Origin of the sequence: Oceanobacillus sp. E9 (assembly GCF_001741975.1) — a bacterium.
GTDB lineage: Bacteria > Bacillota > Bacilli > Bacillales > Amphibacillaceae > Oceanobacillus > Oceanobacillus kimchii.
Genome location: NZ_LSNA01000001.1, coordinates 349,373 through 375,396, shown reverse-complemented (window position 1 = coordinate 375,396; position 26,024 = coordinate 349,373). Strand labels below are relative to the sequence as shown.

Here is a 26,024-nt window from a genome sequence, read left to right as displayed (position 1 = left end):
GGGTGGTGAATTTGAGTGAAAAAAACGTAAAAGAACCGATAAGAAAAAAATGGATATGGATTGTAATGGTAATCATTCTACTAGGAAATGTTCCATGGTATTTTTCGGTTGGTTCATACAAGCCTTTAATCTTGGGAATACCGTACTGGGCATTTATCATTGTTATTTTTTCTCTACTATTATGTGCTTACCTAAGTTGGTTGTGTATTCACCAATGGAACATCGTTGAAGATGAAGAGGAGAGTGACAAAGGGGGAGAAGAATGAATGATTTAGTTTTTGCTGGAGTAGATGGAGTTATTATTTTAGCTTTATATGCTTTAATCATGCTCCTCATTGGTTATTATTCTGGACGAGGGAACAAAAATCTTCAAGATAGTTTAAGTAATTATTATTTGGCCGGCAAGAATCTAGGTTTCATAGCTCTTTTCTTCACACTTTATGCAACACAGTATAGTGGGAATACAATTGTTGGTTATGCTCCTACTGCATATAGATCAGGATTTGTTTGGCTGCAATCCATTTCTTTTATGACTATTATTATTGGAGTATATTTATTGTTTGCGCCACGATTATATGTAATCTCCAAAAAAAGAAATTTTGTAACTCCAACGGATTGGATTAGATATCGTTTTAAATCAAATAAAGTAACCTTACTTGCGATATTTCTGATGTTATGGGGGTTAGGTAATTACCTATTAGAGCAATTAGTAGCTATTGGTCAAGCTGTTTCTGGCATAACAGGCGGAACGATCCCATATCAATGGGCAGTAGTTTTTTTTGTGCTTGTAATGCTGATTTATGAATGGTTAGGTGGAATGAAAGCAGTAGCGTTTACAGATGTCATGCAAGGTGTAGTGTTAATGATTGGAGTAATTATATTTGTGGGAGGAGCATTTTACCTGGCCGGAGGAGATATGGCTAGTATTACTCAACGTATTGCTGAGGTAGATCCTGTTAAAGTTGGTGTACCTGAACTTATGACCTCAATAAATTGGTTGAGCATGCTTTTATTAGTAGGTTTTGGTGCAGCAATATATCCCCATGCGGTACAACGTATATATTCAGCTGAAAGCGAAAGAACGTTAAAACGGTCTTTTGCGAGAATGGCTTGGATGCCTCCAATTACAACAGGATTAGTCCTTATCATTGGGATTTTGGGTATTACTTTAATTCCTGATTTATCCAATGGCCAATCCGAACAGATTGTAGGAATGCTAGCCAACCAAATTGCCTCTATTAATGGTTTATTTTATTGGGTAATGATTATCTTTTTCGGAGCAATCGTTGCAGCGATTATTTCTACAGCGGACTCTGTATTATTAAGTTTTTCATCTGTAATTTCAAATGACGTATATGGTAGATTTATACGACCGGATGCACCCGAAAAGAGAAAAGTTCTTGTTGGAAAAATTGTTGGGATAATTGTAGTGTTTCTTTTATTAATGATTGCTTGGAACCCTCCTGGAACATTATATCAAATATTCGTATTAAAATTTGAGCTACTAGTTCAAGTATTTCCTGCCTTTGTATTAGGTCTATATTGGAAGAGGATGGCGTCAACACCTGTATTCTGGGGTATGTTGGTCGGAGCAGTAATTGCAGGTACTCTTACACTAACTGGAAACAGCACAGTGTTTGGGGTACATGGTGGAGTTATTGGATTAGGAGTGAACTTTTTAATAGCAGTAATTGGTTCATTTATTATTTCAAAATCAAATGAGAATGAAGAGGAACTTGAAGAAATAAACTTAGCTTAGGAAGAGTAATAAAATATCCAATATCTTTTGAGTTAGAGTTAGATTGAATTATTGAACTGGGAACAGATTCCTTAGTCATTGGTAAAATTGTTAATTATTTTATAGATGACAGCTTATACAAAGATAACTTTAAAATAGATCAAAAGAATTTAGATGCTTTAGGGAGACTTGCTGGAATATATACTAGAATCGATGAATTTTTCAGTTTCTAATTATTGTTAGAGAGGGGTATCTATGTGGACGATTCTGAAGTATATTTGACCGACGTTACCGGACGAGATGGGTTTCAAATGGAAAAGGATTGGATTGAAACAGAGGATAAACTATTAATTCTACAGGGGATATTTAATGCTGGAATAAAGCGCATAGAGGCGACTTCATTTGTATCTTCAAAATCTATACCTCAATTAAAAGATGCCAAAGAGGTTGTAGGGAATTTGAAGAATGAAGAAATTACCGTAGCGGCTTTAGTGCCGAACGTCAAAGGTGCAGAAAACGCATTGGAATCAGGTGTAGATGAAATCAATTTTGTATTATCAATAAGTGAAACTCACAATAGAAAAAATGTAAATCATACAGTTAGAGAGTCACTAGAAGAAGTTTATTCGATACAAAAACTGATAAATTCGCCACAAACAGTTCTGAATGTAAGTTTAGGAACAACATTTGGTTGTCCGTTTGAAGGCAAATACAATGTTAGTAAGGTTTGTTCTATAATGGAACAACTTATCAATAATGGTATAGATAAGGTTACTTTAGCAGACACAACTGGAATGGCGAATCCAAAAAAAATTCGTCATTATATTACAACGTTGAAAGAAGTTTTTCCACACGTGCAACTTAGTTTACATCTCCATAATACAAGAGGGATGGGATTAGTGAATTTGCTTGCGGGATATAAGGCGGGGGTAAGGCATTTTGATGCATCTCTGGGAGGGATAGGTGGCTGTCCATTTGCTCCAGGAGCTACAGGTAACGTATGTTTGGAGGATATTGTCCATATGTTTATGGAAATGGAAATTCCTATAGAACATTCTATCAACCTTCAAAAATTAATAAATACGTCTAAGAAGTTGGAAAGAATTTTAGGATATCAGCTAGCAGGTCAAGTAATGAAAGCTGGTACTGCAGGAGAAGTTATTAAAAATTAATTAATTTATGGATAATGTCATAGTTAATGGTGAGTTTATAAAAGAGGCACAGCGTTCAGCATGCCTCTTTTATATGAATTAAAATCATAGTATAAGCATTTCATAACGTAGAAATTTATTAATAAAGTGACACTGTATTAGAAAACAATTCTGTTGTAGAATGTTTTAGGCCAATCTCTTACGCGAAGAATTAGCCTTAGGGGTAATGGGAGTGTGTGTGAGTGCTTTTCCTAGCCCGTAATGAGGCATATTTCTGTAAATTGCTTCGTACTCACCTTTTTTTAATTGGTATGTTTCGTGATAAATACCGACAGCATCATTGTTGGCAACTTTTTTATTAAAGTTTCTCCATGCCGTTAGATGTTTGTCTTTTCTTGCATAAGCATGTAACTCTTCTATTGAGTTCCAATATTGAATCATTGCCGTCGTCCTTAGGCCAAAGTAGCTTTCCATTGAAATAAAGCCAAGCGAGTCTTTTTGCGTATATAATTCTTTAATCATCCGCGGCATTGCTAGAAATACAGGAAGCCATTTATGGATAGCAAGACACTTGTTAATTCGCATTCCTATAATAAACACTACTATTTCTTCGGAGTTTTCCGTCGTATATCCACCCGTATAAATCGTTTTACTCATACATTTCCTCTCCTTTTGGGATATTTTTGATAGTTGCTGCACACCAATCCATGGCAGCTTTCGTTGTTCTCTTTCCATAATCTAACGTGTATAACCAATACTTCGCGTCTTTGGAAGCTGAGTCATGTTCTTTAATGGATGTTTCAATTGCTACGTAGGTTTGATAACGTGTTTGTAATTTTGTCCTGTAATCTTCAATAAGACGAATGCTCGCTTTATTTGATTGATGGTTTCCAAAAAATAATTTAAGTAAAATTTCGTTTTTTTCCACGGGTAATTGTTGAACAGGTTCTTCTAACCATGATTTTAGTGTGTTTACCCCTTTTTCAGTTAGTGAATATTCGTTTTTGTCTTTTTTTCCGCTTTCTAAAGATGGAGCAACTTCCGCTAGTTCTTCCTCCACTAGTAACTTTAACGTTGGATAAATCTGTCCATAGCTAATCTTCCAAAAATGATTCAGACTCTGATCAATTAGCTTTTTAATATCATACCCTGATGTACATTCCGTTGTTAAGATACCTAAAATTACATAAGCAGTATCGTTATACATTTTCATTTTTAGTACAACCTTTCTTTATATCAATTAGATATATCTTTTTGATATATTAACAATACCACATTATTGTATTAAATCAATACAAATTTCCGAAAATTTTTAAATAAAAATGGTGTACCCAACTAAAGAGACAGTTTTGCACACCAAAAATATATTATTGAAAATGTTTTATATATAGCTGTTTAAATGAATGTGGTGGAAGAGATTCTTTTGTTTCATCTCCGTTTTTCCAAATTGTAAGTGAATTCTCTGTCAAGGTAATACTTCCATCATATTGAAGCTTAGTAGCTAAAGATCTTTTATTAAATGGAGATTGTGGGTGTTCTATAATGGTTTCTTGGATTTTATTTAATTCCGAAATATGTTGAACTATATAGTTAGAGTCAAAAGCATAGCCGGTCTTCCAATCAGCGTCTTTATATTTAAGTTTTAATTGAAGAAGAAAGTTTCCGTGTGGTGTATCTTGTTTTATGATCTGGAATTCTCCATTAAATGATTGAATTGTTTCCCCGGTTATTGGTACTGGCTTGAGTGGAAGATTCCCACCAAATCCGGTATCGACAAGATAGATGGCTCCATCATATTTCAAGAGTATAGCAATATGTGTTTTTCCCATGGGTCCCCAATCTTGTGCGTTATTGTCATAGATGACGCCACGTATTAAAGAAACATCAAATTCATTTTCCAATAAAAAGTAGTACAGAATAGAGTTTAACTCATAACAAAGACCACCTTCGTTTTGTATTAATATTTTATCGACTAAATTTTGTTTAGTAATGTTTTTCGTTGTCGCATGAATCACACGTAGGTTTTCAAATGGAATGGTTGTTGCTGTTTTTATCAATATATCTTCAAGTTTATTAAAAGTAACTTCTTCATTTTCTGATAAACCAATTCTTTGGCGGAATTGTTTTTGTAACATCTTTTTTCCTCCATTTCATCTTTTCTATTATAGAAGGATGCAACTAGAAATAAAAAATATCTGCTTTTATCGTGGCAGAAACTTTGATTTATATTCTCCATTTACGGGTACAGACTTAGAAAGGAGAGATAAGTATGGCAAAACTAAAAGCATTATTTTTAAATACTTCTTTGAAAACAAGTAATGAGGATTCAAATACAGATGCTTTATATGGAGAAGTGGAACGTATTTATGAAAATGAGGGAGTAGTTAGCGAAACGGTACGAGTAGCGGATTACAATATTCCTGTTGGGATAAGTGATGATTTAGGTGGTGAAGATGAATGGCCGACAATCTTAAAAAAGGTAAAAGAAGCTGATATTGTTATTATTGGTACGCCGATTTGGTTAGGTGAGAAGAGTAGTCTTGCAACCGTTACGATGGAGCGGCTTTATGGTGGAAGTGGGTTGACCAATGAAAAAGGACAATCGATTTATTATAATAAAGTCGGTGGTGTTGTTGTTACAGGAAATGAAGACGGTGCAAAAAACGCTGCAACATCCCTTATTTATGGATTATCTCATATCGGATTTCTCATTCCGCCAAATGTCGATACCTACTGGGTAGGAGAAGCAGGACCAGGTCCATCATTCATGGAAGCCAATGGGAAAGAAAATGAATTTACACAAAATCATGTGAAGATGCTTGCTTATAACACTATTCACATTGCGAAATTATTAAAAGAAAATCCAATTCCTGCTGAAGGGAACGTAATGGAATAGATAGAAAACAAGATATTTATTGCAGGTAAAATACAATCGCAATTCGCCTGGGAAGAATACTGTATTTTACCTGCGATTTTTATATAGGTGATAAATGATATGTATTCAAGTAATTATAATAAGATTAAAAAAGTCCTATAGATAGTGAGGGGATATCAAGCGTGTATGGATGTACTTTATAATCGCGGTGTTTATTATACATGGAGTAATGAATATATTCGATGGTGCACATTATTGGTTAAGTCAACTAATTAACAAACGTGTAGTTTTCATTAACACTAGCCTACCTTTTATTTTTTTATTATACTGAAAACTAAAGGGGGGAAGGGTAGGCATGACATTAGCTTCAAAAATTATAGAGACAGAACGATTAACATTACGACCATTTACATTAGAGGACGCAGAAGATGTCACGAATCTCTGCGATAACTACAACATATACAAAACAACGTTACATATTCCTTATCCATACACGTTAGAAAATGCAAAAGAATGGATCTCGAGTCATGAAATTAATAGAAAAGAAGATACGCTTTACCAATTTGCCATCACAGATAAAGATAGTGGAGAACTTTACGGTTCTATATCTCTTTCTAATCGTAAAAACCATCAAAATGGAGAAATTGCTTATTGGCTAGGGGAAGAATTTTGGGGCAGAGGCTTTGTTACAGAAGCAAGTAAAGCGATGATTCAATTTGCATTTAAAGAAAAGAATTTCCATCGCGTATTTGCATACCATCTTAAAATCAACCCAGCGTCAGGTAGGGTGATGAAAAAGTGTGGAATGACTTACGAGGGAACACAAAAAGACCATATTTATAAAGATGGTACTTTCCATGATTTATACTGTTATGGTATTGTCAATCACAAATAACTATGAATGATGCCTGGTGGTTAAAAAATGCAATGGATAAAAATGCAAGAAAAGGCGGAGACTCCAGTGGGAATAGCACGGGCTGAAACGATACTAAGGAGTGCCCGCCTATCTTAAAATATATTGTGTACCTAGAAACTAAGACGTAACAATTTCTTTCTTCATTAGTCCCCTATAATTGACCACTTCATTGTGGCTCATATATATACGTGGAACACGCTTTCCAATTAGGCATGCTGTTTCATAATGTATCGTCCCCATTAGATTGGCTACTTCTTCCATCGCGATATACCCTTCTGAAGGTTCACCAAAAATAGTAATTACATCATTTAGACTAACATCCTCCACTATGTCAGTAACATCTATCATAGATTGATCCATGCAAATTCTTCCGACGATAGGAGCATGTTCACCATTTATGACAACATTTCCACGGTTAGAAAGTAGACGAGAAAATCCATCTGCATAACCAATTGGCATTGTTGCAATGACGCTTTTACGCTCTGTCGTAAAGGTAAGACCATAACTAATTACTGTGTCCTTATCAACCGTTTTAACATAAACAGGTTTTGTCTTTAAACTCATTGCTTGTTTTAAATCTATCAATTCTTTCAAGTGTGTTTCTGGATATAATCCATACAAGCCGATACCAACACGAACCATATCTAAATGCATATCTGGATAAGCAATTGTCCCAGCTGTATTACAGCAATGGACGATAGGAATATGGCAATAGGTTCTTAAATAAGAAATAATCTGATTAAAACGGTGAAACTGCATCTCTGTATACGCGGGATCTGTATTGTCCGCATCCGCAAAATGAGTAAATGCACCCTCAAGTATGACAAAAGAAGAATGAAGTGTTTTTGCTACATCGACAGCTTCTTCTTTCGTAGCAATGCCAATACGATTCATGCCAGATTCGATTTTAAGGTGTACACGGGCTGTCATTTGTAGAGACTCAGCAGCTATTTTCACTTGTTCTGCACCTTCTTTTGTGAAAACAGTGAGTGAAATCTGTTGCTCGATTGCTGTTCTTAAACCATCGGGGTGAGTGTATCCTAGAACAAGTAGCGGAGTATCAATTCCTGAATCTCTTAGTTGGATAGCTTCGTCTAAGATTGCAACAGCCAAATAATCCGCACCAGCTTTTAAAGACTCTTGTGCAACCTCTACAGCACCGTGCCCGTATCCATCAGCTTTTACAACTGCCATTAGCTTTGTATGATGATCGATATGATTTTTAAATGCTGTTACATTATGATAGATGGCAGCTAAAGATACTTCTGTCCATGTTTCACGATAACTTCCTTGGATCATTGTGATTCCTCCTTAGGTGGCTGGAAAATATAATTGGTTGAAGGTGGTTATACCATAATTGCGTCATTTAGAATAAAAGTACCCTTCTAAGCTTATAGCAGGAAGGGTACTTGAAAATGGATGTGTTAAAAAGTTCGGTAAAGATGAAATAATGAATATGCTTAGTTTAATTTCATCCTTCTTTTTAAAGGATAAAATTAAACTAATTCTGTGTTTTTGATTGCATCTTCAGGTGAAACAAAGTCGTACCCAAGATCAGCAGCAACTGCTTCGTAAGTTACTTTACCGTTCATTACGTTTACACCAGAAAGGATTGCCGGGTTGTCTTGAATAGCTTTTACTGCACCTTTTGAAGCGATTTGTACCGCATATGGTACTGTTACATTTGTCAAACCAACAGTAGCTGTACGTGGTACTGCACCAGGGATGTTTGCGACCGCATAATGAAGTACATCATGTTTTACATAGATTGGCTCATCATGTGTAGTCGGGTGATCTACAGTTTCGAAGTTACCACCTTGGTCGATTGCAACGTCTACAAGAACAGATCCTGGTTGCATAGATTGAATCATTTCATCTGTAACTAGTTTTGGAGCTTTGCGTCCTGGAATTAATACAGAACCAATAACTAGATCAGAATCTTTTACAGCTTCTGCAATGTTGTACGGATTAGACATTAATGTCTGAATGCTTGAACCAAAGATATCGTCTAATTGACGAAGACGTACAGGATTTAAGTCAATAATCGTTACTTCTGCTCCAAGACCTAGAGCAATTTTAGCAGCGTGTGTACCAACAACTCCACCACCGATTACAGTTACTTTACCGCGGCTTACTCCTGGAATCCCACCAAGAAGGATACCTTTTCCGCCCTCTGATTTCTCTAAATACTGTGCACCGATTTGTGTAGCCATACGTCCTGCTACTTCACTCATTGGAGTTAATAGTGGTAATGTACCATTTACTGTAATTGTTTCATAAGCAATTGCAGTTACTTCACTGTCAACTAATGCTTTTGTTAACTCTGGAGCAGCAGCAAGGTGAAGATAAGTGAATAAAACAAGACCTTTACGGAAGTATTTGTATTCAGAAGAAAGCGGTTCTTTTACCTTCATAATCATATCTGCATTTTCCCACACACTAGCAGCGCTATCGATAAGTTCTGCACCAGCTTCTTTGTATTCTGCATCTGTAAAATTACTTCCTAGTCCTGCACCTTTCTCAATCTGTACAGTGTGACCAGCATTTATTAAATGAACGACCCCAGCAGGTGTCATTGCAACACGATTCTCGTTGTTTTTAATTTCCTTAGGAACACCAATAATCATTTATAAACAACTCCTTTATCAATTTCTACCCTTATCGTACAGCTTTCGTGAAGCGGTTTCATCATTTAAAAATATAAAATAAAAAAACATGATTTGTGTAAATACACAAATCATGTTTTCTGAATGCTATCGATAAGCAGATCGAGATAAATGTTTGTTTTTTGGTTCGCGTTTTTCAGGTCAATTCCACTTACTTCTTTAATCCGTTTCAATCGATAATTCATCGTATTCGGATGAACAAATAGCTTCTTTGCAGCACGATATACATTACTATCGCATTGCAAATAAATATCTAATGTTTCTAATAAAGAAGTTTGATGTCGCTTATCATAAGAACGCAGTCTTTCCATGTAAGGATTGTAATAATGTTCATCTTTTCTAGTTTCTGCAAGCATATCAATAAACTGTAATACTCCTAAATCTTCATATAAAAGGATATCATTTATTCTTTCTGGTATTAGTTGTTGGAGTTTTAATACGTTTTTCGCTTGTTGATAGGATTGTCCAATTAATTGCGGTTGTTCGTAACGTAACCCTCCAGCACCTAATACATTGTTTAGATTTAGTTGCTCTCCAATACGGTGGATGAATTGTTGAATAAATTCATATAATGATTGTTTTGAATCAGACTGCGTCGGTAATCCTACTAGCATAATGAAATCATTATCATCAAATAGGCGTGTAATAACATTAACTTTCACTTGGGACTCGGATAAATAATACGCATGTTTTTCCATTTGTTCATTCACTTCATCCGAGAAACGAATAACAACAATCGTTTTATCATCTTGTAATTGGATGTTATATTGTTTTGCTTGCCGATTGATATCATCCGTGTTTTGTAGATCCCCGCGCAGAAGTTGCCAGAAGAAATCGCGATAACCTTCTTCGGATTTTCGATTGTGCTGACGATTTTTCAAAAAATATTTTTTAACATAGGTGGCAGCTTCTTTAAAGAGGGATATTTCTGCTTCCGTGAAGGTTTTATCGGATGTATGTGCCCAGATAAATCCCAGTATTTCATTTTGTTTTCTAACAGAGATAGCAATTCTATTTCCAAGTCCTACTTCTTGTATTTCTGGAATCACGACAGGGTCGTCACTATCAATTAGTTTAGGCATGTAACCTTTTTTCCAAAAAGCATTAATAACTTTATCCGGTACTTTCCTATTTATAATCGTAGAAATACGTACCTGATCGATGTCATCTTTATGCTGACTATATGAAATAACATGGTGATTAGAATCTTCTATCGTAATCGGACACTCGAATAGATCAGCAATGTTGTCGGCTAATTGATTTGGTGAAGTGACGATATCATTTAAGCGTTTATGAAGTATATCTATATTTAAATTCATCATTTTCCTCCATCAATTTTAAACAAATAAACAAATATGTATCTGTCTATTTTAGTATATACACAAATATATTTCATATTTAAGGTGATATAGTATATAATGACACAAGTTGGGAGGATATACATCATGAAAAAAATTCTACTGATTGGAAGCGCTTTTATCGGCGTAATCGTAGGTGCAGGATTTGCTTCAGGCCAAGAAGTGTTACAGTATTTTACTAGTTTTGGTCTCATGGGAACTATTGGGGCCGTAATTGCAACCGCTTTATTTGCGTATATTGGATTTGCGCTTGTGTGGTTAGGAAGTGTGATGAAAACAAATTCACATAAAGATGTGATATATCGAATTAGTGGAAAGTGGATTGGGCTCATTATCGACTACATTCTTATCTTTACACTCTTTGGTGTAGGTGTCGTTATGCTGGCGGGTGCAGGATCAAACCTAAATCAACAGTTTGGGGTACCTGCGATTGTAGGGACTATTTTAATGACAGTTTTAGTTATTATATGTGGGATGGTAAATGTTGATAGAGTAGTATCTATAATTGGTAGTATTACACCATTCTTAATTTTATTTGTTATACTGATCTCCATTTATAGTTTCTTTACATTCGATGGGTCTATATCTGCATTAGATAACGTTGCACAACAACACACATCATCATTACCAAACTGGTTTATCGCTGGTATTAACTATGCTTCCTTTAATACTGCAGTAGGGGCATCAATGGCACTAGTAATGGGTGGAGCTGAAAAAGACTCAAGAACTGCAGCACTTGGTGGTTTGGTAGGTGGACTTGGATTAGGTATTCTAATCGTATTTAGCCACTTAGCAATATTCTCTAAAATTGAAGAGGTAGGAAGCATGGACATGCCTATGCTTGGTATTGTAAACGATATCTCTCCAATTTTAGGGTTTATTATGGCAATTGTTATATTCGCTATGATATTCAATACAGCGTTAAGTATGTTCTATTCATTCGGTGCTCGATTCGCTGATGTTGGTACAAAGAAATTTAAGAATTTTTATATCATTGTTATCTTAGCAGGATTCGCATGTAGTTTTGTAGGATTTACAGAACTTGTAGCTTTCTTCTATCCATTAATTGGTTATTTAGGACTTGTTTTAATTGGAGTTCTCATTTATGCACCATTTAAGGTGAAGAAAATGAAAGAGTTACAACAGCATTCTTCTTAAATACAAAATATCTACTAGAGCTTGTAGAGGATAATCCATCCTTTGCAAGCTTTTTTAGATTACAAAAACATGTATTTTGTAATAGTTAATTTTAACTGAAAATTTAAACTTCCGCTTATTTTTTTAGGAAAACAACCCAAATATTAACAATTGGTATTTAAATGGTAGTAATTTTCCGAAAAATTTCAAAAGCAGATGTAGAGCGGATTACAAGTTTAAATTTAAAATATTAAAAGTAAATATTTGTAAAATTTAGGTATGGAATAGTGAGATAATTATAAAATAAACGGACATTTGTTCGTATTTACAATTAAAACAATAGTTGTATAATTGGAAAAGTACTAAAAAAAAGGTGGGGGTCTACATGAAAAAGTCACAACATTTTTACATTGCTGTCATTTTACTAGTAACAGCACTTGTACTAGCTGCCTGCGGTGGTAGTGATTCAGAAGGTTCAAGTGGTGGCAGTGGCAGTACTGATTCTTCTGATAAACAAGTTTTTAATATGATAGAAACTGCTGAGATTCCTACAGGTGATCCAGCGTTAGCAACTGATGCTGCTAGTTTTATTGTTTTTGGACAAACGATGGAAGGTCTATATGTTTTGGACGAAAACGATACACCAATTCCTGCAATTGCAGATGGTGAACCAGAAATAAGTGAAGATGGAAAAGTATATACATTCAAATTACGTGAAGATGCAAAATGGTCGAATGGTGACCCAGTAACTGCGCATGATTTCGTATATGCATGGAGAAGAGCAATCGATCCAGATACAGGATCTGAATATGCTTATATGTTTTCAGGAATTATTGAAAATGCAACAGAAGTTATGAATGGTGAAAAAGATCCAGAAGAGTTAAGCGTTGAAGCTAAAGAAGATTATACATTAGAAGTAACATTAGAACAGCCTGTTGAGTACTTAAATTCACTTCTCGCATTTGGAACGTATCTACCTTTAAATGAAGAATTTGTAGAAGAAAAAGGTAGTGACTTCGGTACAAACAGTGAAAATATGTTAGCAAATGGTCCATTTGAGTTAACGGAGTGGAATGGTTCAGGCTTAACATGGAAGTATGTAAAGAATGACCAATATTGGGATAACGAAAATGTAAGTTTAGATGAAGTAAATGTTCAAGTTTCGAAAGAACCAAGTACAGCTGTAAACTTATTTAATACTGATGAAGCTGATCGTACAGCTGCTTTAAGTTCCGAGTATGCTAGACAGTATAAAGACGATGAAAATGCATCTACTTTTAAAGAAGGTAGTTCGTGGTATCTTAAATTTAACCAAGAACGTGGAGGAGAAGAAACTCCTTTAGCTAATGAAAATATCCGTAAAGCCTTAGCAATGGCGTTTGATAAAGAGTCATTTACAGAGACAGTATTGGCAAATGGTTCAGTACCATCTGATGGTTATGTTCCAGAAGGATTAGCTAAGAATCCTGAAACTGATCAAGATTTTAGAGAAGAAAGTGGAGATCTAATTTCTTATGACCCAGAACAAGCAAAAGAATATTGGGAAAAAGGGTTAGAAGAGCTAGGTGTTGAAGAGCTTCAACTTGATTTTCTAAGTGATGATACTGAAAATGCAAAAACAACATCTGAATATTTTCAAAATCAATTAGAGACTAACTTAGAAGGTCTATCTATTAAACTAACAAACGTTCCTTTCAAAGTTCGCTTACAGACTACTACTGATCAAGACTATGACATCGTTATGCACGGTTGGGGACCAGATTACCTTGATCCAATGACTTTCCTTGATTTATATGTAACTGATGGTACAAATAATAACACTGGTTACTCTAGTGAAGAGTATGATCAATTAATTGATGATGCTAAAGTGAAATATGCAAACGATCCTGAGAAACGTTGGGAAGCAATGTTAGAAGCCGAAAAACTATTAGTTCAAGAAGATACAGTTATTGCTCCTGTTTACCAACGTGGTAGAGTAGTTCTAATTAAGCCATATGTTAAGGGATTAGAAGAGCATTTATTTGGACCAGATTATACATTGAAAAATGTAACAATCGAAAAATAATATAAATTAACAAATAATTCTTAAATAGTGAGAGAGAGTATTTGAAAAAATACTCTCTTTCCCATTTCCGGTATTTATTAGAATTTTTTTATTTATGAGTTATTAGGAGGAAACAGGATGTTGAAGTACATCGGTAAACGTATTATATACTTAATTATTACGTTGTTTATCATAGCTTCTGTGACATTCTTTATGATGAAGTTTTTACCTGGTACGCCCTTTCAGAATGAAGAGAAGTTATCTATTGAACAACGTGAAATATTAAATGAAAAATATGGATTGGACGAGCCAATCCCTGTGCAATACTTTAACTATATGACCAATCTAGCTAAAGGAGATCTAGGGGTTTCTTTTCAGTTTGATAATCAACCAGTAACAGATTTGCTAGCAAATCGTATCGGTCCTTCACTACAATTAGGGTTTCAAGCAATGTTGATTGGGACCATCGTCGGTATATTACTAGGAGTACTTGCTGCAATGTTCCAAAATACATGGATAGATTATGGAAGTACCTTTTTATCCGTACTTGGTAAGTCCATCCCTTCATTTGTGCTAGCAGCACTAATGCAGTATGTAATTGGAGTACAACTAGAGTTATTACCGGTAGCTTCATGGAATGGTTTTGCCTCATCTATTATGCCTACGATTGCTTTGGCAATATTCCCAATCGCAACCGCCGCCAGATTCATGCGGACAGAACTAATCGAAGTTTTTGGTTCTGATTATATTACCCTAGCAAAAGCTAAAGGAAACTCTAGAATGGAAGTTTCTATGAAACATGCTGTTCGAAATGCGTTAATTCCTTTAGTGACCGTATTAGGTCCTATGGCTGTTAGCTTGATGACAGGTTCAATGGTTGTTGAGCAAATATTTGCTATTCCAGGTATCGGAGAGCAGTTTGTAAAATCGATTCAAACAAATGATTTTCCAATTATTATGGGAACAACGTTATTTTTTGCTTTCTTATTAACGGTAATTATTCTTATTATTGATATATTATATGGAATAATTGATCCGAGAATTCGATTGACTGGAGGGGATAAATCATGAGTAATATGACAGAAATACCAAAAAGTCAATTTGAGCCCGCTCCAAGAGACAATGAAAATAATGAAAAAATAGAGAAGCCTCAGCTTTCTTTTATGAAAGATGCATGGCTTAGAGTTCGAAAAAATAAAGGCGCGGTAATCAGCGTTATCTTTTTAGGTTTCATCGTGTTGATGGCTATTATAGGTCCATATTTATCCCCTTATGATGGCACTACACAAGATGTGTCGAAATCTAATTTACCTCCAAGAGTACCTGTTTTAGAAGATTTCGGAATATTTGATGGAAATCAGGTTATTGGTGGAGTTGAGACAAATAAATATGAGGATTTAAATATAGAGGAATATTATTGGTTTGGTACAGATAGTCTTGGTCGAGACTTATTTACACGTACTTGGTTAGGAACGAGAGTATCTCTGTACATTGCATTATTAGCTGCTGCGATTGACATGGCTTTCGGTGTAATTTATGGACTTGTGTCAGGATTTAAAGGCGGTAGAGTAGATAATTATATGCAACGAATATTAGAAGTAATGTCAGGAATTCCCAATCTTATCGTTGTTATATTGATGCTACTAATTTTAGAACCAGGTATTCTATCGATTACATTAGCAATGGTAATTACCGGTTGGATAGGTATGGCCAGGGTCGTTAGGGGACAGGTACTGAAATTAAAAGACCAGGAATTTATACTTGCTTCCCGTACATTAGGGGCGAAGAATGGAAGGTTATTATTTAAACATTTATTACCGAATCTATCAGGTATAATCATTATCAATACAATGTTTACTATTCCTAGTGCTATTTTCTTTGAAGCATTTTTAAGCTTTATTGGAATCGGTCTACAAGCGCCACAAGCATCGTTAGGGACATTAATTGAAGATGGGTATAAAACTTTCCAATTCTTACCGCATTTAATGGTTATTCCGTGTATTGTAATTTGTATTATTTTAATCACGTGTAATTTAATAGGTGACGGACTACGTGACGCATTTGATCCAAAAATGCGCGATTAATAACTGAGGTGACGGAACTTGAAAAAAATATTAGAAGTGAAAGATTTGAATATTTCGTTTCATACATTTGCCGGTGAAGTACAAGCAATTAGAGGTGTTAATTTTGAATTAAATGAAGGAGAGACACTCGCAATTGTTGGTGAATCTGGTTCTGGTAAATCAGTGACAACGAAATCAATCATGAAATTACTTACCAGTAATGCAGAAATAAAGTCTGGTGAAATTAACTTTAATAACCAAAATCTTATTAGTGCATCGGAAAAAGAGATGCAGAAAATACGTGGGAAAGATATCTCGATGATTTTCCAAGATCCAATGACATCTCTGAATCCAACGATGACAATTGGTAAGCAGATTATGGAGCCGTTAATAAAACATCGTAACTTAAGTAAATCGGCTGCGAGAGAGAAAGCAATCGAACTTTTAGATTTAGTAGGGATTCCTAAACCGGATATCCGTATTAAACAATATCCTCATCAGTTTTCAGGAGGGATGCGACAACGTGTCGTTATCGCTATTGCACTTGCTTGTGCACCGAAGATTTTAATTGCGGATGAACCGACTACAGCTTTAGATGTAACTATTCAAGGACAAATCTTGGATCTAATGAAAGATTTACAAAAGCAAATCGAAACTTCTATTATCTTTATTACGCATGATTTAGGTGTAGTAGCAAATGTTGCTGACCGTGTTGCTGTTATGTATGGTGGAAAAATTGTAGAAGTGGGTACCGTGGATGAGATTTTTTATAATCCACAACATCCATATACATGGGGATTAATTAGTTCTATGCCAAGTCTAGATACGAAAGATGAAGAGTTATTTGTTATACCTGGAACCCCACCAGATTTACTTCATCCACCAAAAGGGGATGCATTTGCTCCTCGAAATAAATATGCTATGAAAATCGATTTAGAAGAAGAACCGCCAATGTTTAAAATATCAGATACGCATTTTGCTGCGACTTGGTTGTTGCATTCTAACGCGCCTAAAGTGGAGCCCCCACTAGCTGTGAAAGAAAGATGGGATAAGTTTCACAATAACCAAACTAGTTCGTCAGACGGGGGGAAATGATGTGGCGGAAAAGTTAATTGAAGTAAAGAATTTAAAGCAATATTTTAATGAAGGAAAGGCAAAAGAAGTACGAGCGGTAGATGATATTTCTTTTGATATATATAAAGGTGAGACACTAGGCTTAGTAGGAGAGTCAGGTTGTGGTAAATCTACTACTGGTAGAACGATGATTCGTCTATATAATGCAACAGATGGTGAAGTATTATATAAAGGAACGAACGTTCATGGTAAAAAATCCAAAGAAGATTTAAAGCAATTTAATAGAAAGATGCAAATGATTTTTCAAGATCCATATGCTTCACTTAATCCAAGAATGAAAGTATCTGATATTATTGCAGAAGGTATCGATATACATGGGCTTGCTAAAACTACCGGAGAACGTATGGAGAAAGTGTATGAACTCTTAGAAACAGTAGGTTTGAATCGAGAACATGCTACTCGATTCCCGCATGAATTCTCTGGCGGACAAAGGCAGCGAATTGGCATAGCCAGAGCATTAGCGGTTGAGCCTGAATTTATCATTGCCGATGAGCCGATTTCTGCATTAGACGTATCTATTCAAGCACAAGTAGTTAACTTACTCAAAAAACTTCAACATGAGAAGCAACTGACTTACTTATTTATTGCGCATGATTTATCGATGGTGAAATATATAAGTGATCGAATTGGAGTTATGTATTTTGGGAAATTAGTAGAGTTGGCTCCAGCGGAAGATTTATATCGTAATCCACTGCATCCTTATACGAAATCCTTACTCTCAGCTATCCCACTTCCGGATCCTGAGTATGAGCGTTCTCGTACTAGAGAATCATATGATCCGAGAATACATCAGTATAAGGAAAGTGACGAAGTAGCGATGCGCGAGGTTTCACCAGGCCATTTCGTATATTGCTCAGAAGAAGAATTTAAAAACTATAAAACTGAATATAATAAATAAAACAACAAGGCAGTCATTTTGAATGGCTGCCTTGTTTGGTATATTAGCTAGTTTGTAGTAGTAGAGCAGCTAGCATGATAATAATGGTGACGATGCTTGCTATAAATAGTGCTGAATAGTTTTGGGGAACTAACTTAGATAATGGGCTTCTATCCTTGTCTTCCATACGGCTAAAAATATTCTGGAAACTAAAAAATACAATATCAAAAAAACGTCCTTTTATAACAAAAAGAGTTAAAGAAATAAGCAAAAAAATAGAGCCTATAACAAAAGCAACGTTAATATAAGATAGAAGCTCTAATTTTTTATACATAAACAGTGTGAATATAATAATGAGTAGTTGTAAAATTCCTACCCATAGGAATACTTTTTTAAGCATTACTTATCTACTTCCTTTAGTAATTAAATGAATACCAGTTTGATAATGTGAAATTTTATTTGATGGTCATTTTACTCTCCGTTTCATGTGGGATAATTTATTTCTATGATAGAATCAATTATATTAATTATACAATAAATCAACCAACTTATATATGCTTGAGAGTGAGTAAACAGGGTAGAAACAACGGAGGAAAATATGCAACAAGTAAAGACACATACAACAGGAATGTTTTATACATATTTAAAAGAGAAAAATACGTATTCCAATGAAACAATGCATTGTATTGAAAAAACGTTAGAAAATCTATTACGTTATGGAACTACGCTGAACAGACCAGGGATGTTGCTAGGGAAAATCCAAAGTGGGAAGACTCGAACATTTATTGGTTTATCAGGGCTTGCGATGGATAATGGCTTTGATGTAATCATTGTTTTGACAAAAGGAACCAGAGCTTTAGCTAGACAAACATTACAACGTTTATACCTAGAGTTTGCTGGTATCGAAGATGAGGATGTCTTGCAAATTCATGATATTATGTCGATGCCAGAAAATCTAATTGAATATGAATTACATCAAAAACAAATGATCGTAGTGAAAAAGGAAACTAATAATTTGAAGCGTTTGGAAGAAGTTTTATCGATAAGATATCCAACTTTAGCAACGAAAAAAACACTAATAATTGATGATGAGGCAGACTTTGCAAGTATCGGCTTTTCTAAAACAAAGCGAGAGATTACAGAAATCAATGTAATCGCTGGACAAATTGATAGTCTTCGCAGGAATCTAACAGATGTTAGTTTCTTACAAGTAACCGCAACACCATATTCTCTTTATTTACAGCCGGAAACACTAAAAGTAGATGGGTCTACAAAGGTCTTTGAACCGGTAAAACCTGTATTTACAGAACTGGTGCCTGTACCAAATGAATATATTGGTGGGGAGTATTACTTTGAGGATAGTAAGATAGGCGATTCTATTTCTTCCAATATATATGAACCGATTAACGAAGGTGAATTAATTGCTTTAAAAAAGCCAGACCGAAGAAGATTTAAATTAGAAGAAGCGTTACAAAGTAATAAGATTGCCTCACTCAGAAATTCAATTATTCATTTTGTTGTTGGGGGCGTCATGCGCCGGATTCAACAAAAGCAGCAAGGAACACGAATGAATAAGTATAGCTTCATTATCCATACCGAGCAATCTAAGTTATCTCATGAGTGGCAAGAAACGATAGTCTTAGAAGTAAAACGGCATTTACAACAAGCGGCAAATACACAACCAGAATTACTCCTTAATTTCATAAAAACTTCATTTGAAAACATGAAAAAGTCATTAACGAGTCTAGGAGCGGAAATTCCTTCATTTGCCGAAGTGCAATTTGAAACCTTATGGGCACTTCAGAAAGATCATCTTTTGATTTCAAAAGTCAATTCAGAAACGGATATAAATCAGCTTCTAGATAACTCAGGACAATTGAAACTTAGAGCTCCACTAAATATATTTATTGGAGGCCAAATCTTAGATAGAGGGATTACTATTGCGAATTTAATCGGCTTTTATTATGGCAGAAATCCTCGTCGCTTTCAGCAAGATACTGTTCTGCAACATTCCCGTATGTATGGTTTTCGGCCTAAGGAAGATTTAGCTGTTACAAGATTTTATACAACGAAAGAAATTTATAATGTCATGATGAAGATACATGAATTTGATGCTGGATTACGAAAGGCCTTTGAACAAGGTGGACAAGATCAGGGGGTCGTCTTTATCCAACAAGATCTACGTAATGAAATCATTCCGTGCAGCCCTAATAAATTATTACTGTCAAAAACAACAACATTACGCCCGTATAAACGAATGCTGCCAGTTGGATTTCAGACTGGATATAAGACATATATTAGCCAAATAGTAGAAAAAATCGATCGAGCGATTGGGGAGAGTGGTAAAAAAGATGGCGTTGCTTTTTTAATACGGCTTGATAATGCAAAGAAAATTATACGAACCATTGCAAAAACATTTGATGACAACACAGGACCATCTTGGGATGTAAAAGCCTTTCTAGCAAGTATGGAATATTTGTCCCGGCATACCGATTCCGACTATCAAGGGCATGTTTGGTGTATTGTGAAGCGAGGCAGAAATATGAGTAGGATTCGTCCTGGTTCTGACCGTTATGAAGATGCTCCAGATACCCCTGCTGGCGAAAAAGGAGAATTAAGAATAGCGAAGCAAGTAGCTACAGATATTCCGGCTTTACTTTTATTACGTCAAAATGGAGAGGAAGAAAAAGGATGGAGAGGAACTCCGTTTTGGTGGCCAGTATTGGTTGCTCCAAAAAACACAAAAACTGTGGTGTTTACGAGTGAATCATTAAGTGAACAGGATGAAACCGAATATTAACGACTGCTGCATTTTCCTGTAATAAGTAGCGTACAATCAACTTTACAAAGGATACAACAAATGGTAAAAGTAGAATAATATTATTCATTTAGGGAGGCCATCCATGTCTTTTTTATTTGATCATTTTGTACATGTAGTAAACGATCCACAGATAGCGATGGAACGTTGTAAGGAACTAGGAATCCATGCAGTTCAAGGAGGAAGGCATGAAAATTTAGGGACTTATAACGCGTTAAGTTACTTTGGCCTTAGTTATATTGAGTTTATTGATGTATTTAGCGAACAACTTGCAAACGAAGCGGCTAAGGTCAATCATGGGCTTATCAAAAGTGTTCTAGATGAAAAAGAAGAAGGAGCTGTACGAGTAGCATTACGTTCAAAAGATTTACAAGCTGACACAAAACGTTTTGCTTCTCTTGGCTTTGAGGTGAATGGACCCACTGATTTCAGTCGCACTCGACCAGACGGAAGTATAATCAAATGGAAGTTATTATTTGTAGGGCGTGATGGAATATCGCCTGAATTGCCATTTTTCATTGAATGGGACGAATCAGATGAATGGAGAAAACAAGATTTAGAGAAAAGCAATGCTATTGCAGATCACCCAATAGGAGATATAGCTTTGGAGAGTATTGGATTTGCAGTAGAAAATGGAGCAGAAACTGCTGCATCATGGAGTGAATTGCTCGGTGTAAAGGTAGGCAATTCTTTTATTGATAGAGAGCTTGACGCAACAGGATATCCGTTACTTATTCCAGGTGGGAATTTTATCTTTTATGAACCGAATGTTAATGGAAAAGTAGAATCTTTTCTACAAACAAAAGGTGAGAAACCGTTTATGGTTCAGTTCAGTGGCGGCGAAAGAAAAACAATTAATTTTTCAGGAGCTTTATATCGATTTGGATAAATCTCTTTCAAAGGTAAAGCAGTTGTAAAAACCCAAAACAACTAGAGAAAATCATTGGGATGGTAAATAGAGCAGGTCTCAAAACCTAAATAACTAAAGAAAAGCAAAAAAATTTGTCAATAGACCGGCTCTCATAACCAAAAAATCTAAAGAAAAGCAAAAAAGAGGTCAATAGACCGGTTCTCATAACCAAAATAACTTAGAAATCCCAAAAAGTGGTCAATAGAGTGGCTCTCATAACCAAAAAAACTAAAGAAAAGCAAAAAAATGGTCAATAGACCGGTTCTCATAACCAAAAAAACTTAGAAATCCCAAAAAGTAGTCAATAGACCAGCTCTTATAACCAAAAAACTAAAGAATTCCCTCGCAAATGTACAATAACATTTCTAAATTCTAGACCACGAAATGCCCTCTGGGATTGGGTTAGGAGAAAACACGGATTGTGCCGGGGTAATCCGTGGTCCTCTTTTCAACTCTCAACCGCCACACCACAAGGTGAGCGTCTTTACAAAGGCATTCATTCCAATTATCTTAGATTAATTGTATTAACTTTTATTTAAAATTTACAACTTAACAACGACTCTTCCGGATACTCATTGGTGAAGAATGTAGACTCTTTACTAATACCTAAACAAGTTTCGTTGATCACTACTCTTATATGAATTTTCTATGATAGCATAAAGTGATAATCATCTTGGGGGAAATATCGATGGGTAAGAAAAAAACACGCCTTAGCGTATTGATAACAACGCTTGTTTGTTTAGTTGTTATTATTGTTCTCATTACCAATGATCTGTTAATTAATTATGCAACGGGTGAACGGCTTAAAGAAAATATTGAAGAGAAAGCAGTGATTATTTCTCGAACAATGGCCAAGTCCGAATGGGTAATTAATGGACTACAGAATAAAGATGAGGAAAAATATATACAAGAATATACGAATGAAATAAGTCGCTCCACGGATTTAACATTTATTGTAGTAATGGATATGAATGGTATACGTAAGTCACATCCGAACTCGGAGTTAATTGGAAAACCCTTTGTAGGAGGAGATGAAGATACAGTATTAGAACAAGGTATCGAGCATATTTCCATATCGGAGGGAACGCTTGGAGACTCATTACGCGCTTTTTCGCCGATATTTAATGGAGACGGCGAACAAATTGGCGCAGTATCGGTGGGGATATCATTACAAGAAATAAATGATGTCATCTATAACAACCATATCAGCAATCTAATTAGTTCGATTGTTGGTTTAATTATTGGAATCTTGGGAGCTTGGTTTATTGCTCGTTATATTAAGCGGATATTATTTGGACTAGAGCCGTTTCAGATTGCTAAGATGTTAAAAGAAAGAAGTGCTACGTTAGAGTCTGCTAGAGAAGGTATTATTACCATCGATACAGACCATAAAATAACGATAGTAAATAAAGCAGCGATGAAAGTTTTTGAAAAAGCAGGAATTACTGAATCTCCTGTTGGGAAAAGCGTAGAACAAGTTCTTCCTCACTCCCATTTAGAAGAAATTTTAGAAAGTAAACAACCTGCGATGGATGTTGAACAGAAAATAAATGGAGTGACGATTTTGGCAAATCGTATGCCAATCGTAGTGAATGACGAAGTGGTAGGTGCTATTTCTACTTTTAGAGATTTAACGGAACTAAAACAATTAGCCAAACAATTATCAGGTGTTAAGCTGTATGCAGAAGCATTACGTGCACAGTCTCATGAATTTATGAACAAATTACATGTGATTAATGGCATGGTAACGACAAAAAGTTACGATGAGTTAGATGACTATATTAAACAAATTGTTAATCAGCGTAATGAAGAACTCAATCACGTCGTTAAGAATGTAAAAGACTCGATTTTGGCTGGATTTCTTCTAGGCAAACTAAGCGATGCAAGGGAAAGAGATGTTAATCTTCAAATAGATATTGCAGAAGAAATACCTGCCGTTCCCGATAATCAAGTTGTTCATAAATTAATTACTGTTATCGGCAATTTAATAGATAATGCAATCGATGCAATAATATCCAAAGAAAACCGAACAATTGATATGTATGTAAGCTATAAAAACGATTGGCTCTATATTGGAATTCAAGATTATGGTGTTGGTATAGATGAAAATACACAACAGCAGATGTTTCAAAAAGGATATTCCACAAAAGGAAATAATCGTGGGTATGGTTTGTATTTAGTAAAACAGAGCGTAGAAGCTTTGGGTGGATCCCTGCGTTTTGAAACGCTTGAAGCTGGAACTATTTTTGAAGTTGAAGTTCCTTATAAGATAAGGAGAGATATACGATGATTCGGGTACTAATTGTGGAAGATGATCCAATGGTAGCGGAGTTTAATAATAGATATATTCAGCTGATCGATGGATTCGAAGTAACAGCAATAGCAACGAATACAACCGAAGCGAAGAAAATCTTGGAACAACAAACAGTTGAATTATTATTGCTGGATGTGTATATGCCAGACGAAAATGGATTAGCGCTACTTTCTTATATTCGAAGTAAGGGTGTGGAAGTGGATGTGATATTAATAACTGCCGCATCAGATAAAGAACGTATACGGCAAGCCCTACGATTTGGTGCTGTAGATTATTTAATCAAACCATTTGAATTTGAACGATTAGAACAATCACTTCTTGTTTATAAAGAAAAACAAGAATTATTAATGGACAAAGAAGGTATGACTCAAAAGGAACTTGACAAGTTTATGCATGTGGAAGAAGAAGCGAGTGAACCAGAAAAAATGTTGCCAAAAGGCCTGACAGAGTCAACGTTACAAGTCATCGTATCCGAAATCAGGCGACAGCATGGCGCGTTTTTCTCTACAGATAAATTAGCAGAACAAACCAATATTTCCCGTGTATCTATACGTAAATATTTAAAGTTCTTAGTAGACATTGATTGGATCGAAGAGAAGATGACCTATGGGATAGGACGACCAGTCTATTCGTATCAGTATAAAAGAGAAAATGACCATCACTTACATCCATATGTAAGCAGCTAATTTAGAATTGGCTGCTTTTTTTAATTTCAAAACCCTTTTAATAGTTTCAAAACCGTTCAATTTTTTGTCAAATATTTATAATAAATATGAAATCGAATTGAAAGCGATTACGGTGGGGGTAATTATAGTGGTAAATAAAAATTTAAAAGATGAAGCAATTGAACTTCATTATAAACATAAAGGAAAGCTAGAAATCACAGGGAAAATGGAAATAAATAGTGAAGACGATTTAAGTCTTGTGTATACACCTGGGGTTGCGGATGTATGTAAACAGATTGCAGACGATCCGAAAAAAATCAATACACTTACATCTCGGGGAAACATGGTAGGGATTGTAACAGACGGTACAGCAGTACTTGGTCTAGGAAATATTGGACCAAAAGCAGCAATGCCTGTGATGGAAGGAAAAGCATTATTATTCAAGAAATTCGCTAACATTGATGGATTTCCTATTTGTTTAGATACTACGGATGTAGATGAAATTGTAAATATTGTAAAAGCAATGGGACCAACTTTTGCTGGGATTAATCTTGAAGATATTGCAGCTCCTCGCTGCTTTGAAATTGAAAAACGTCTGAAAGAAGAATTAGATATTCCAGTGTTCCACGATGATCAGCATGGAACTGCAATTGTTGTTCTAGCAGCATTAACGAATGCATTAAAAGTGGTAAACAAACAAACTCGTCCAATTAAAATTGTGATTAATGGTGCTGGTGCAGCAGGAATTGCCATAGCGAAGCTACTCTATCATGCCGGATTGACAAATATCACATTAGTAAGCTTAGAAGGCGTTGTAGCAAAAGGCGAAGAATGGTTGAATCCGATGCAAGCAGAAATGGCAGAAGTAACTAATAAAGATAATGTTCGCGGTACTTTAAAAGATGCGATTACAGAGGCGGATGTATTCATCGGTGTATCCGGTCCAGGAGCATTAAAGAAAGAACATATTCAAACAATGGCGAAGGATCCGATTATCTTTGCACTTGCGAATCCAATTCCAGAAATCTATCCAGAAGAGGCGATAGAAGCTGGTGCAGCAGTCGTGGCAACGGGGCGCTCTGATTATCCGAATCAAGTCAATAATTTACTTGCATTTCCAGGAATATTCCGAGGAGCAATTGATGCGGGAGCAAGGGACATTACTACCGAAATGAAGGTTGCTGCAGCTTATGGGATTGCGAATGTACTAAATGATCAGGAAGTTTCTAAAGATAAGGTAATCCCAAATGCCTTGGATGAGAGAGCGGCAGAACGTGTTGCGCAAGCTGTTATGTCGAGTGCTATTCAACAGAAAAAGGAAACAAGCTCTGTAAGTTAATGTAAGAGGGGAAGAGTCT

23 protein-coding genes are annotated in these 26,024 nt (G+C 35.5%); 16 read left to right on the top strand and 7 right to left on the bottom strand.

Annotated elements, in window-relative coordinates; genetic code table 11:
• The first annotated feature begins 11 nt into the window (after window positions 1-11).
• The 3 genes from AQ616_RS01675 (at window position 12) to AQ616_RS01665 (ending at window position 2,910) form a co-directional block, all read left to right on the top strand.
• Window positions 12-266: a hypothetical protein gene (locus AQ616_RS01675; RefSeq protein WP_017798476.1), complete on the top strand. Its 255-nt coding sequence runs from the start codon at window positions 12-14 to the stop codon at window positions 264-266.
• Complete coding sequence (locus AQ616_RS01670) at window positions 263-1,759, top strand: sodium:solute symporter family protein (protein WP_069684865.1); 1,497 nt, start codon at window positions 263-265, stop codon at window positions 1,757-1,759. Before AQ616_RS01675 ends, AQ616_RS01670 begins: the two co-directional genes overlap by 4 nt.
• Window positions 1,760-1,995: 236 nt before the next feature.
• Window positions 1,996-2,910: a hydroxymethylglutaryl-CoA lyase gene (locus tag AQ616_RS01665; protein WP_069684864.1), complete on the top strand. Its 915-nt coding sequence runs from the start codon at window positions 1,996-1,998 to the stop codon at window positions 2,908-2,910.
• Between the two features lie 165 nt (window positions 2,911-3,075).
• Here AQ616_RS01665 and AQ616_RS01660 read toward each other — a convergent pair whose 3' ends face one another.
• From AQ616_RS01660 to AQ616_RS01650, 3 genes are all read right to left on the bottom strand, one after another.
• The gene (locus AQ616_RS01660) at window positions 3,076-3,546 is read right to left on the bottom strand and encodes a DUF4188 domain-containing protein (protein WP_017798473.1); all 471 of its coding nucleotides are present in this window, start codon (window positions 3,544-3,546) and stop codon (window positions 3,076-3,078) included.
• On the bottom strand, window positions 3,539-4,102 hold the full coding sequence (locus AQ616_RS01655; protein WP_017798472.1) for a PadR family transcriptional regulator: 564 nt from the start codon (window positions 4,100-4,102) through the stop codon (window positions 3,539-3,541). The genes AQ616_RS01660 and AQ616_RS01655 overlap by 8 nt, the downstream gene beginning before the upstream one ends.
• Window positions 4,103-4,256: 154 nt before the next feature.
• Entirely contained in the window at window positions 4,257-5,024 is a 768-nt protein-coding gene (locus tag AQ616_RS01650; RefSeq protein WP_069684863.1) for an arylamine N-acetyltransferase family protein, read from the bottom strand.
• A gap of 134 nt (window positions 5,025-5,158) precedes the next feature.
• On the opposite strand from AQ616_RS01650, the gene AQ616_RS01645 reads away from it, so the two are divergent.
• Both AQ616_RS01645 and AQ616_RS01640 read left to right on the top strand, forming a co-directional pair.
• Window positions 5,159-5,785, top strand: coding sequence for a flavodoxin family protein (locus AQ616_RS01645; protein ID WP_017798470.1), 627 nt, complete (start codon window positions 5,159-5,161; stop codon window positions 5,783-5,785).
• Window positions 5,786-6,119: 334 nt separating this feature from the next.
• Window positions 6,120-6,659, top strand: coding sequence for a GNAT family N-acetyltransferase (locus AQ616_RS01640; protein WP_069684862.1), 540 nt, complete (start codon window positions 6,120-6,122; stop codon window positions 6,657-6,659).
• 138 nt (window positions 6,660-6,797) lie between these two features.
• Here AQ616_RS01640 and alr read toward each other — a convergent pair whose 3' ends face one another.
• The 3 genes from alr to AQ616_RS01625 all read right to left on the bottom strand — a co-directional run bounded on the left by alr (window position 6,798) and on the right by AQ616_RS01625 (window position 10,665).
• A complete protein-coding gene (alr, locus tag AQ616_RS01635; protein WP_069684861.1) occupies window positions 6,798-7,979 on the bottom strand; it encodes an alanine racemase in 1,182 nt (393 codons plus the stop codon).
• A 197-nt stretch (window positions 7,980-8,176) separates the two neighbouring features.
• On the bottom strand, window positions 8,177-9,307 hold the full coding sequence (ald, locus tag AQ616_RS01630) for an alanine dehydrogenase (RefSeq protein ID WP_017798466.1): 1,131 nt from the start codon (window positions 9,305-9,307) through the stop codon (window positions 8,177-8,179).
• A gap of 110 nt (window positions 9,308-9,417) precedes the next feature.
• Entirely contained in the window at window positions 9,418-10,665 is a 1,248-nt protein-coding gene (locus AQ616_RS01625; protein WP_017798465.1) for a PucR family transcriptional regulator, read from the bottom strand.
• Window positions 10,666-10,791: 126 nt separating this feature from the next.
• Between AQ616_RS01625 and AQ616_RS01620 the strand changes: the two genes are divergently transcribed.
• The 6 genes from AQ616_RS01620 (at window position 10,792) to AQ616_RS01595 (ending at window position 17,980) form a co-directional block, all read left to right on the top strand.
• Window positions 10,792-11,862 (top strand): YkvI family membrane protein, encoded by a 1,071-nt coding sequence (locus AQ616_RS01620; RefSeq protein WP_069684860.1) that lies wholly within the window; start codon window positions 10,792-10,794, stop codon window positions 11,860-11,862.
• Between the two features lie 364 nt (window positions 11,863-12,226).
• Window positions 12,227-13,906, top strand: a complete 1,680-nt coding sequence (locus tag AQ616_RS01615) for a peptide ABC transporter substrate-binding protein (protein ID WP_017798463.1) — start codon at window positions 12,227-12,229, stop codon at window positions 13,904-13,906.
• A gap of 117 nt (window positions 13,907-14,023) precedes the next feature.
• Window positions 14,024-14,956: an oligopeptide ABC transporter permease gene (gene opp3b, locus AQ616_RS01610; RefSeq protein ID WP_017798462.1), complete on the top strand. Its 933-nt coding sequence runs from the start codon at window positions 14,024-14,026 to the stop codon at window positions 14,954-14,956.
• Entirely contained in the window at window positions 14,953-15,969 is a 1,017-nt protein-coding gene (opp3C, locus tag AQ616_RS01605) for an oligopeptide ABC transporter permease (protein WP_017798461.1), read from the top strand. Before opp3b ends, opp3C begins: the two co-directional genes overlap by 4 nt.
• An 18-nt stretch (window positions 15,970-15,987) precedes the next feature.
• A complete protein-coding gene (locus AQ616_RS01600) occupies window positions 15,988-17,043 on the top strand; it encodes an ABC transporter ATP-binding protein (RefSeq protein ID WP_017798460.1) in 1,056 nt (351 codons plus the stop codon).
• 1 nt (window position 17,044) lies between these two features.
• Window positions 17,045-17,980: an ABC transporter ATP-binding protein gene (locus tag AQ616_RS01595; protein WP_017798459.1), complete on the top strand. Its 936-nt coding sequence runs from the start codon at window positions 17,045-17,047 to the stop codon at window positions 17,978-17,980.
• Window positions 17,981-18,023: 43 nt separating this feature from the next.
• On the opposite strand, the gene AQ616_RS01590 is transcribed toward AQ616_RS01595, so the two are convergent.
• On the bottom strand, window positions 18,024-18,359 hold the full coding sequence (locus AQ616_RS01590) for a DUF3899 domain-containing protein (RefSeq protein WP_069684859.1): 336 nt from the start codon (window positions 18,357-18,359) through the stop codon (window positions 18,024-18,026).
• Between the two features lie 198 nt (window positions 18,360-18,557).
• Here AQ616_RS01590 and AQ616_RS01585 point away from each other — a divergent pair, with 198 nt between their 5' ends.
• The 5 genes from AQ616_RS01585 (at window position 18,558) to AQ616_RS01565 (ending at window position 26,005) form a co-directional block, all read left to right on the top strand.
• On the top strand, window positions 18,558-20,759 hold the full coding sequence (locus AQ616_RS01585) for a Z1 domain-containing protein (RefSeq protein WP_069684858.1): 2,202 nt from the start codon (window positions 18,558-18,560) through the stop codon (window positions 20,757-20,759).
• A gap of 103 nt (window positions 20,760-20,862) precedes the next feature.
• The gene (locus tag AQ616_RS01580) at window positions 20,863-21,666 is read left to right on the top strand and encodes a VOC family protein (RefSeq protein WP_069684857.1); all 804 of its coding nucleotides are present in this window, start codon (window positions 20,863-20,865) and stop codon (window positions 21,664-21,666) included.
• 709 nt (window positions 21,667-22,375) lie between these two features.
• Window positions 22,376-23,977, top strand: coding sequence for a sensor histidine kinase (locus AQ616_RS01575; protein ID WP_069684856.1), 1,602 nt, complete (start codon window positions 22,376-22,378; stop codon window positions 23,975-23,977).
• Window positions 23,974-24,687, top strand: coding sequence for a response regulator (locus AQ616_RS01570; protein ID WP_069684855.1), 714 nt, complete (start codon window positions 23,974-23,976; stop codon window positions 24,685-24,687). Before AQ616_RS01575 ends, AQ616_RS01570 begins: the two co-directional genes overlap by 4 nt.
• A gap of 127 nt (window positions 24,688-24,814) precedes the next feature.
• Complete coding sequence (locus tag AQ616_RS01565) at window positions 24,815-26,005, top strand: NAD(P)-dependent malic enzyme (protein ID WP_069684854.1); 1,191 nt, start codon at window positions 24,815-24,817, stop codon at window positions 26,003-26,005.
• The last annotated feature ends 19 nt before the right edge of the window (window positions 26,006-26,024 follow it).

Excerpts from the sequence above, each read along its gene's own strand:
- AQ616_RS01590 (WP_069684859.1), bottom strand. The coding sequence starts at position 18,359 with ATGCTTAAAAAAGTATTCCTATGGGTAGGAATTTTACAACTACTCATT.
- AQ616_RS01620 (WP_069684860.1), top strand. The coding sequence starts at position 10,792 with ATGAAAAAAATTCTACTGATTGGAAGCGCTTTTATCGGCGTAATCGTA.
- AQ616_RS01645 (WP_017798470.1), top strand. The coding sequence starts at position 5,159 with ATGGCAAAACTAAAAGCATTATTTTTAAATACTTCTTTGAAAACAAGT.
- AQ616_RS01625 (WP_017798465.1), bottom strand. The coding sequence starts at position 10,665 with ATGAATTTAAATATAGATATACTTCATAAACGCTTAAATGATATCGTC.
- opp3C (WP_017798461.1), top strand. The coding sequence starts at position 14,953 with ATGAGTAATATGACAGAAATACCAAAAAGTCAATTTGAGCCCGCTCCA.
- AQ616_RS01580 (WP_069684857.1), top strand. The coding sequence starts at position 20,863 with ATGTCTTTTTTATTTGATCATTTTGTACATGTAGTAAACGATCCACAG.
- opp3b (WP_017798462.1), top strand. The coding sequence starts at position 14,024 with ATGTTGAAGTACATCGGTAAACGTATTATATACTTAATTATTACGTTG.
- alr (WP_069684861.1), bottom strand. The coding sequence starts at position 7,979 with ATGATCCAAGGAAGTTATCGTGAAACATGGACAGAAGTATCTTTAGCT.
- AQ616_RS01640 (WP_069684862.1), top strand. The coding sequence starts at position 6,120 with ATGACATTAGCTTCAAAAATTATAGAGACAGAACGATTAACATTACGA.
- AQ616_RS01585 (WP_069684858.1), top strand. The coding sequence starts at position 18,558 with ATGCAACAAGTAAAGACACATACAACAGGAATGTTTTATACATATTTA.
- ald (WP_017798466.1), bottom strand. The coding sequence starts at position 9,307 with ATGATTATTGGTGTTCCTAAGGAAATTAAAAACAACGAGAATCGTGTT.
- AQ616_RS01655 (WP_017798472.1), bottom strand. The coding sequence starts at position 4,102 with ATGAAAATGTATAACGATACTGCTTATGTAATTTTAGGTATCTTAACA.
- AQ616_RS01570 (WP_069684855.1), top strand. The coding sequence starts at position 23,974 with ATGATTCGGGTACTAATTGTGGAAGATGATCCAATGGTAGCGGAGTTT.
- AQ616_RS01575 (WP_069684856.1), top strand. The coding sequence starts at position 22,376 with ATGGGTAAGAAAAAAACACGCCTTAGCGTATTGATAACAACGCTTGTT.
- AQ616_RS01615 (WP_017798463.1), top strand. The coding sequence starts at position 12,227 with ATGAAAAAGTCACAACATTTTTACATTGCTGTCATTTTACTAGTAACA.
- AQ616_RS01660 (WP_017798473.1), bottom strand. The coding sequence starts at position 3,546 with ATGAGTAAAACGATTTATACGGGTGGATATACGACGGAAAACTCCGAA.
- AQ616_RS01650 (WP_069684863.1), bottom strand. The coding sequence starts at position 5,024 with ATGTTACAAAAACAATTCCGCCAAAGAATTGGTTTATCAGAAAATGAA.
- AQ616_RS01670 (WP_069684865.1), top strand. The coding sequence starts at position 263 with ATGAATGATTTAGTTTTTGCTGGAGTAGATGGAGTTATTATTTTAGCT.